General features: G+C 60.2%; 6 protein-coding genes. 2 read left to right on the forward strand and 4 right to left on the reverse strand.

What is annotated here, in order from left to right; all coding sequences use genetic code 11:
- Positions 1 to 6: 6 nt before the first annotated feature.
- Both ACFX5Q_RS32940 and ACFX5Q_RS32945 read right to left on the reverse strand, forming a co-directional pair.
- The gene (locus tag ACFX5Q_RS32940) at positions 7 to 2979 is read right to left on the reverse strand and encodes a hypothetical protein (protein WP_404284496.1); all 2973 of its coding nucleotides are present in this window, start codon (positions 2977 to 2979) and stop codon (positions 7 to 9) included.
- Positions 2979 to 4004, reverse strand: a complete 1026-nt coding sequence (locus tag ACFX5Q_RS32945) for a hypothetical protein (protein WP_404284498.1) — start codon at positions 4002 to 4004, stop codon at positions 2979 to 2981. The genes ACFX5Q_RS32940 and ACFX5Q_RS32945 overlap by 1 nt, the downstream gene beginning before the upstream one ends.
- Before the next feature lie 233 nt (positions 4005 to 4237).
- Here ACFX5Q_RS32945 and ACFX5Q_RS32950 point away from each other — a divergent pair, with 233 nt between their 5' ends.
- Positions 4238 to 4624, forward strand: coding sequence for a hypothetical protein (locus ACFX5Q_RS32950; protein WP_404284500.1), 387 nt, complete (start codon positions 4238 to 4240; stop codon positions 4622 to 4624).
- 78 nt (positions 4625 to 4702) lie between these two features.
- Positions 4703 to 5146 (forward strand): SixA phosphatase family protein, encoded by a 444-nt coding sequence (locus tag ACFX5Q_RS32955; protein ID WP_404284502.1) that lies wholly within the window; start codon positions 4703 to 4705, stop codon positions 5144 to 5146.
- A 641-nt stretch (positions 5147 to 5787) separates the two neighbouring features.
- Here ACFX5Q_RS32955 and ACFX5Q_RS32960 read toward each other — a convergent pair.
- Both ACFX5Q_RS32960 and ACFX5Q_RS32965 read right to left on the reverse strand, forming a co-directional pair.
- Complete coding sequence (locus ACFX5Q_RS32960) at positions 5788 to 6795, reverse strand: hypothetical protein (RefSeq protein ID WP_404284504.1); 1008 nt, start codon at positions 6793 to 6795, stop codon at positions 5788 to 5790.
- A 1002-nt stretch (positions 6796 to 7797) separates the two neighbouring features.
- Positions 7798 to 8041 (reverse strand): IS30 family transposase (locus ACFX5Q_RS32965; protein WP_404284506.1); only part of this gene is annotated, 244 nt, incomplete at its 5' end.

An 8041-nucleotide genomic window follows, 5' to 3' on the forward strand; every position in this document is an offset into this window, starting at 1 on the left:
TTCGCGTTACACGGCCGCTAACGTCGCCGAGGCCGCGCGCCGCCAGTCCGGCTGATACTCGTCAAGGCCAGCCAGCGTGGCGGCCTTCAAAGTGCCTGTCTCCATCTGCAGAATCACCCAGATGATCCGGGCAGCGTAGGCCTGCCGAGCGCTAAGCCGGCCATCGCCGCCATCCATGATGGCATCGATGGCCGTTTCGAGCAGAGAAGGCAGCGCGGTCCTGGTTCCCGCGGTATCAGCAAGTGTCTGCGCACTATAACGCCTGAACCGTTCCAGCTCTGGCTGCTGCTGGGCTTCCTCCAGCATCGCGCGTAGTACATCGATCCAACGCTGTTGGCGCTGGAGCCTGCCGTTGGCGACGAGGTCGAAGAGGCTCGATGCCATCTGTCGGATGACGTCCCGCGCCTCGCCAACCGCATCTTCGGAAAGGTTTGCCACGCCGCTGCGAACCACGTCCGGCTCGCGTTGAATTTCGCCGCCGTTGAGTTCTAGCAGGGCCTTGCTCAGGTTGCCCTGGAAGACTGACGCGTCCGCCTTCTCCTCGCGCAAGTGCTCTATCCGCGTCACCAGCGCCTGAACGAGGGCCAGCTTGCTGCGCATCTCTTTGGCAATCTCGATCAGATCGTCGAGCGCGGCGACTGCCTCCGTCCGGCTACTCTGCGACAGGCGAACTTGATAAAGCAGCCAGAATAACTCCGCGCGACGGCCGCGATTGCCATGAACCGGAAAGCCGGCCAGCGCCGACTGCAGCAGCCTGTTGGCGTCAGCCGCTCTGCCAAGCGACATCAGGCATCGCGCCTCGATGGCAAACAGAGCGCTGTCGGGTGTCCGCTCGCCCCGCTGGTCGAGCAGCTGCAACGCCCTGGCCGACCCCCTATGTTCCAGCAGAGTCAACACTTCCGGGCCGATGATCCTTTCCCAGGCAGCGGTGTCCGCGTTTGCGCGCAGCTCGGGACCAATCTCCAGGCTCATTCGGGTGGCGAGCCATATCGTTCCTTCCGGTGGCAACTCGGATATCGCCGTATTCAGGAAGCGTGCCGCGTCCGGACGCCAGGCATCATCGAGTGAGTGATGATTGGCGCCGCTCATGAGACCGTGGTAGATGAACTCGGCGACGCTGACTGCATCCCTCTCCGGCCGATAGAAATCCATCGCAAGACGGTGGACGCGCATTGTCTGCTGAGGGTCTTCGGCGATGAGCATCGACAGCACGGGCGCACGCACGTCTTCACGGTAGCGCAACGAATTGTCGTCATCGAGCCTGACCAGGGTATGTTCGGCCATCAGGGCCTCGAAGAGTTCTATTGCTCGCTTTTCATCGACGCCCGCTATCCCGCATAGAGGCGCGAGGACCTTTTCGATGATTTTTGGAGTCACGCGGCGCAAGACCATCCCGGGGTGCGCGAGTTGCCGCACATCCTCGTCATGGATACGCTCCAGCAGCCTGCGATAGAGCCGGCCGCGGATAACCTCCGGTCCGAGCTTGAACAGTCCAAAGCGCCGGGTCTGCAGATCGACGATGCCTTTGCCGGGTTGCGCACCTTCTTCGGCGACTATGCGGGCGGCGAGTCTTAGGTTGAGCGGATTGCCGCCGATCTGGCGGGCCACCGAATCGAGCGCCTCGCGAGGCATCGCGGTCTCACGATGCAGCAGTTCCACCGCGGCCACTGGTTCAAGCTCCACCAGTTCAATCTTGTTTTGTCGGATACTCGTCGGCACTGTCGCAAGGGGTGGTCTTCCCGATATCAGCAATCTGATGTGGCTTGAGGAATTGAAAAGCTGGGAAAACAGGTTCCAGAATGGTTCAAGCTGCTCGCGGGCGTAGTACTGGACCTCCTCGAAGGTATCGATGAAAAGGAGCGCCGGCGGAGTGTTGCCCCCAGGCCTCTCCAGCGCCTTGCAGGCTGCACCAGCAAGGTTAGCGAACGCCTCGGCCAAAAGGGACAGCTGCCCGCGCGACGACTCCAGCCGTTGCTCCTGCGACTCCAACTCCGATCGGCGCGACGTCAGCTGGCCACGTGCTTCGCCGTAAGCTTTGGTCGCGCGCACGAAGTCTTCGTACGCACGCTCAAAGACAGTGATCGGCTCTGACTTACCGACAATCGCGCTGCGGATGGAAACCAGGCGGACGAATTGGCCGGCGGCCTCGATCAGAATGGACTGCCCCTGCCGGAGGTCGATGGAACTGTCGTCGCAGGGGAGGTAGGCGAACGGAAACAGCGGACCATCTGTGTCGCCGCGGTTATTGAACAGAAAGTGCCCGATCAGTGCCGTCTTGCCGATGCCGCCTAGCCCTTCGATGAGCAGCAGTTGGTTCTCACCGCCGCGAGCGAAGTCGGTTACCTTCGCATACAGGCTCCGGTCGCGGATGCCGGTAAACACCCGCAACTCGTTGAGCTCGTTCTCTCGCCCGACGAATTCCTCGACCTGCAGATGCTCGATGGATGAGACCGCGGCGGCATTGTCGACAGCGAGCTTGAGCTGACTTTCGGTGAAACGCTCGATCGATAGATAGCCTGCCCACCTGTTCGCCTCGCGTAGCGCGAGCAACTCTGCATGCATGAGTTTGTCGACGTCGATGTCCTGCCCCGCCACCAGCTTCTCGAAGAAGCGCTGCGCAGGGGTCATGATCCGACCGGGAAACCTAGCGATCAGGTCGAGCGCGTCGTTCGGGTGGGCGATCTCGCGCAAGGCCTTCTCCCTTTCATCCGGCTTGAGCGACCTCCCGCGCTGCTCGCGAAATCCCGGAGCGGCATAACTCGCGCGCCGCAAGGCCGCGATTGCCACCGCGTCGCGCGAACCATCCACTTGCTTCAAATCCTGTAGGGTAAACACGTGCAGGACCGAAACCATTGCGAGGTGACGTTGGAGGGTGGAATCCTCTTCGCTCGTGGAAGTGGACTTCGTGCGATCGCCTTGCGACATATCACTGGCGAGCGCAGCCAAAAAAGCGCGACTGAAACTGGACAGCTCCGCCATCAGATGCCAGCCCTTTCGATGGCACTGCGAAGTCGTTCGCCTACTATCGTCAGCGCTTTGAACGGCGGCACTTGATTATCGAGAATTAGCTTTAGTGTTTCTGTCATCACGAATGCGCGGTCCTCTTGCGGAATGGCCGGCTGCGCGGCGACGATCATCTCGACGACCTCGACAACGTGGTCCCGGGTCAGAGGCTTAGTTGTGTATTTCTTTGCGCTGGCGCCAACTTTTAGGACCAGTTCTTCGGGGAAACCGCAGAATATGAGCCGATGCCTTCGCGCTGTGACACCCAGCGTGAACAGCCTTTGCAACTCGACGAGAAATTGGAACGTGTCCTCGCGCAGGATGTCGCGCTCAAAACCGTCGAGAACTACCCAGGCGCGGCGATTGATTCCGTTCTCGGATTTGTTGGCGTTGCCGATCACCCAATTCGCAAGTTCCTTGTACCAGGCTTCTTTGTTGGATGTTTGCGGCGGCGGCGGCACCTCGGCCGCTGTGCCGCCGAGCTGGATGACAAGGTCGACCGCAATCTCCTTCGGTCCAGACTCCGCGGCATTTGTCGGTGTGAGCGCGAACTTGCAAAAGACAGCGTCCTGCTGCGAGTAGCAGTAATGAGAAACCAGTTCCGCCGAGTGGGACCGGCCACTCTCGACCTCGCCGCCAATCGCAAGGATCGGTGTTGGACTCTGCATTACGGACATGTCGCGCAATATCGCGCGGAGTGGAGCGCGGTCGGCGAATGGCAGCCGATTGCTCAGCACAATGGCGTCGAGCGGATGCGCGGCCGCAGGCGGAGGGTTTGCAAGTCGGTCGCGAAATCGCGCCACGTTCACGTTCCCAGCGGCGATCAAATGTTCCAAGATGCCTTGCAGCGCCGGCGGCGCGAGTTCATATCCGCTCACCAGGCAGATCTCGATCGTCCGGCTGGACAGGAAGGTCGGACCTCCCGCGGCATCGAGCTTGCCCCGCAGCTCAAGTGGCAGCAACAGAGCGAGATAGGCGCGAGGCGCAGGCTGACCGCTCACCAGGTCGTTCAGCAGGCCTATTAGCTCTTCTCGCTCATCCTCGCTTAGGATGGGAATGATCGCCCCCCGCGTTCGAACTTGATCTAGTAAGATACACTATCCAGGCAGTACGGTCCATTGTCGATAGAATCTGTCGAGCGGATTTCGTCTAGCTAGACTTGTCAGGGGCAGTCCTCGTAGGCAGATGTGGCAACCTGGGGAGCAGTATTTATTTTGGAATAAGGAGCTGCGCCTTGAACTTGACGATCGCGGTTTCAGCGGGCGGTTGTAAAAACCCTGAGGCATGTTTTCAGGGGTATTCCCTGACCTCTAGCGCTGCGCGCTTCCCGCGTGATCTCAAAGCCATCGCGATCAACTGCGCTGCCCTCTCCACCTACCATCTTGGCAGGTGGATCGATCCGATCAACATCCGATTGGATGGACTTGGCCAAATGGGCAGTTTGGTTCAGCAGCGGTTCGATTTCGCTCTGGCGTCTTGCGGTGACAGTTCGCACTACCGAAAGGTTGCGACATCGTCGAGCGAAGGCTCGCATCGTTCGATCCCGTTCACACCATCGAACCGTCGACAGAAACCGACGAGATACAACGCCCGTGATACGCTCGATCGATCACATTTATGATCTGTCGCTGGAGATCCTGTACATGACACGGCGTTCGACGCTGAGCCATACGCCGAACCGGGCAGAAGGGAGATACCAATGATAGTTTTTGTTCTGCGCCATGCCGACCGCAGTTCGGAGGATGATGCGCTCTCGGCTGTCGGCACGAAACGGGCCAGGATGCTTGCACATATGTTGGCCGAAAGCGGCGTAAGCAAGGCCTTCTGCAGCGATGCGCAGCGCACTCATCAGACGCTCGCGCCGCTCAAGCAAGCACTTGGCGATCGAATTTCCGTTACCGAGTTCTCGACGGCAGGGCAGGCGGGCCCAGACGGTCACGTCGAGGCAGTTGTGGCAGCCATCAAGGCCCTGCCGCCAGGCACGATTGCAGTTGCGGTGAGCCACAGCAATACGGTGGGCTCTATCGTCGAAGGGCTCGGCGGCGGCCGCATCGACGCCATTGGCGATACTGAGTTCGATAGGCTCCTGGTTCTTTTCATTCCGCCGAACGGCCGCGAAACTCTGCTACAGTTGCATTATTAAGGGGCGTATCGCTCGGGGTGGCGACCTCGTGCAAAAATCGTACTTCGCGACGAAAGTTGTTCTGCCGCTATTTGTCTCTCTAAGTCGGTTCTAACATTCCAACCAGAGTGCAATGCCCTTACCGGACGGCGTCTCCGGGTCAATTTCCGGCCTGCTCCTTCGCCGCGTGAAGAGCGCCTCCGCAGGCCCTGAGGTATAAAAGTTCAGTCCGTTCTGTGGCGAGACGGCCTGATGCTGCTGCTTGCAGGCTCTTTCCGCGGCGGACTTATGCCCCATCCGGAAGAACTGCCGGTTCGTGATGTCGGCTGCGGATTCTCGGTAAACCTGACGCCCACGGGCTCGTATGCCGTGTTTAGCACGCGGATTTGTTCCGCTCGCACCTCGGGGGTGACGCCCCCGGTCCCGTCGTCGTCGAGGACATGGATGAAATGAACTGCGATCGTGACGTCGAGCTGCGCTTCCTGAACCGTGGTCAGGAAGTCTTCCTCGAATTCTGCGATGCGGCGCCGGTCTCCTGTGCTCGGCTTTCGGAAACCTGTCCATTAGCCATCGATGTGCCTCCTGTCACCATAATTGCTCATGACCGTTCGGCTCTTCGGAACGTGGCCGGTTCGCCTCAAAATACACTGCAGCGCGTCGGCCTACTTGCCGATCTTCGCAAGCGTGTAACCCGAGGCGAGCTGAAGCAGTCCCAGCGATCCAGTCGCGGTGGCCGCGATCCCGGTGAGCACTGCGGTCAGAATATCGCCGCCATCTCCCCAGGTGGAATTCGGCTGCCAAAGCGTGAGCATCCCGGTCAGCGAAACAAGCAGGATCGCAAGGAGCAGGATCGCTCGATCGATGCTCCTGACCAAGGCACGAAGCCATGCCGGCGATTTCGCTCGGAAGCGGAAGAAGAACTGACCGGTTCCGTCGAGCCCGGGAACCGGCGCCATCCTTGCTCCGGCTTTGGTAAGTGCTGACTCCAATGTATCCAGCTTCGCTCCAGCATCAGCCGGCGGCGAGGCCTGGGACACCGCGGCATAGGCGCTGTCGTAAGCAGGCTGGGGCGGATTCTGCCCCAGTTGTTTCTCAAGTTCGACGAACCGCCCGACAAGCGGCAAGCGCGCGGCCAGCGCGTCGAGTTGGGCCGCAAAGCTAGCATCCGACTGCGTTTCTAGGCTCACTACCATCCTGTCGATCTCGGGGACTATCGTCCGGACGAGAGCGTCACCCTTTGGCCCAAGGGGAGGGCCTCCGGTTGCCCTGATGATGTCAAGGAAGCTGGCTTTCAGCGTAAGGGCGTCCGCAGCTTCGAGGGCGCGGCGGCGGCCGCTGTTCTGCCATCCTGCTAGCCAAGCGCCGAAGATGCTGCTGGCCAGCAGCAAGACGAATGCGTAGAGCCATGGTTGCCTTATAGTGAATTCCCGCGATGCCGTGACGGCCTCGATTCCGGGCTGCTCGACCCGTATGTCCGCGCGATAGCGCCCGGAGGGCGCGCTCGAAAAGTCGGGCAGAGCGACCGAGCAGGCGACTGACTCTCCAGGTTCGAGCCGAAGCTGGCCTTCCCCCACGGAGCAGCTGGGCGTCACAACGCCTTCGTCGAGCGAATAGGTTCCACCGCCGTCGTCCCGCGAAAGCCGCACTTGGAGCGGCTTGGTGATATCCACAGCGGTCTCTGACTTGTTCGCGAAGCTGAGGGTCAGCGGGCGTAGGGAGCCGCCTATCCCACGCGTCCGCGTCCCTCCGGGGCCGAACCTGGACCGCATCGGATCCCAAGCTGACCATTTTGCGAGTCAGCTTGACTGTATAGGTGGCGGACTTGACATCGGGGTTGGCGGTGCTCGGTCCGACGATCAGGGTGGCAGTGTAAGTGCCGAGGAGTCCGGCGACACCCTCCAGAGTCAGGTCGACCACTTCAAAGGGAGGAATAGACACGTCCCGTGGAACGCCGGGGGAAAGCCTCTGCCCCTTCACAATCCATCCGAGCGTGCAATCCGGTTTCCCCTCCCCGCAGGCGATAGGCTTTTGGCTGGCGATCGGCTGCGCAACCACGCTGACGGTCAAAGCTATGGTGCCGGTATTTGCGATCCTGAACGGCGCGCTCACCTCCCTGCGATCGCTGGTGATCTCGACGGAGGGGCTTGCCGCATAGACCGACTGCACGGAAACTGTTTGCGACGACGCTCCACCTCCCGTTGTCGCGAACATCACGGCGGCAAGGCCGAGAACCGTCAGACTGCGCCAGAAACACTGAGCATTGGTCGCGAGCGTTGTCTCTGCCGATCCTTCGCAGCACCATAGTTCGCTTACTCTCTCCACTCCCGCCCCCCTGTTCACGGATGCTCCGTAGTGAAAAGTACCGTGGCCTCGTTCGCATGAGACAAGGGCCTATACTATACTGTTCCGCTACTAGACGTGGAGCGCTTTATCTACGCAATGTGCACGTTACTTTCCTTGTGGCAAGCTTTCTTTCCGTGCGGCGGATAAACCGAGTCGGGCGCCGTATGACCGAACTGCTTCATTTTTCGCTATCTCTGATTTATCGCCGGTTGGAAATTTTTTAGACATAGCCGGCGGTCACATGCATGCAAGACCATGCGTGGTCGCGAACTTTCGACTAGACGCAGCCCGTCAGCACATGACTGCTTTGCGCCGGCGGGTTCAACCGGTCAACGCAACACCGCTCGCAATCTATCAGCCGGCGTTTCGAAGCCCAAGGTTTTTCGGGGGCGTTGATTGAGCCGCAGGGCTATGGCGTTGAGTTGGTTTTGCGATATGTGAGCGAGATTTGTTCCTCTGGGCAAGTACTGCCGGAGTAGGCCGTTGGTATTTTCGTTGCTGCCGCGCTGCCAGGGACTGCGCGGATCGCAAAAGTAGACCTCCACATCGGTAGCAATGGTGAAGCTCTTGTGG

The sequence above is a fragment of the Mesorhizobium sp. IMUNJ 23033 genome, from assembly GCF_044778005.1.
In the GTDB taxonomy this organism is placed as follows: domain Bacteria; phylum Pseudomonadota; class Alphaproteobacteria; order Rhizobiales; family Rhizobiaceae; genus Mesorhizobium; species Mesorhizobium amorphae_A.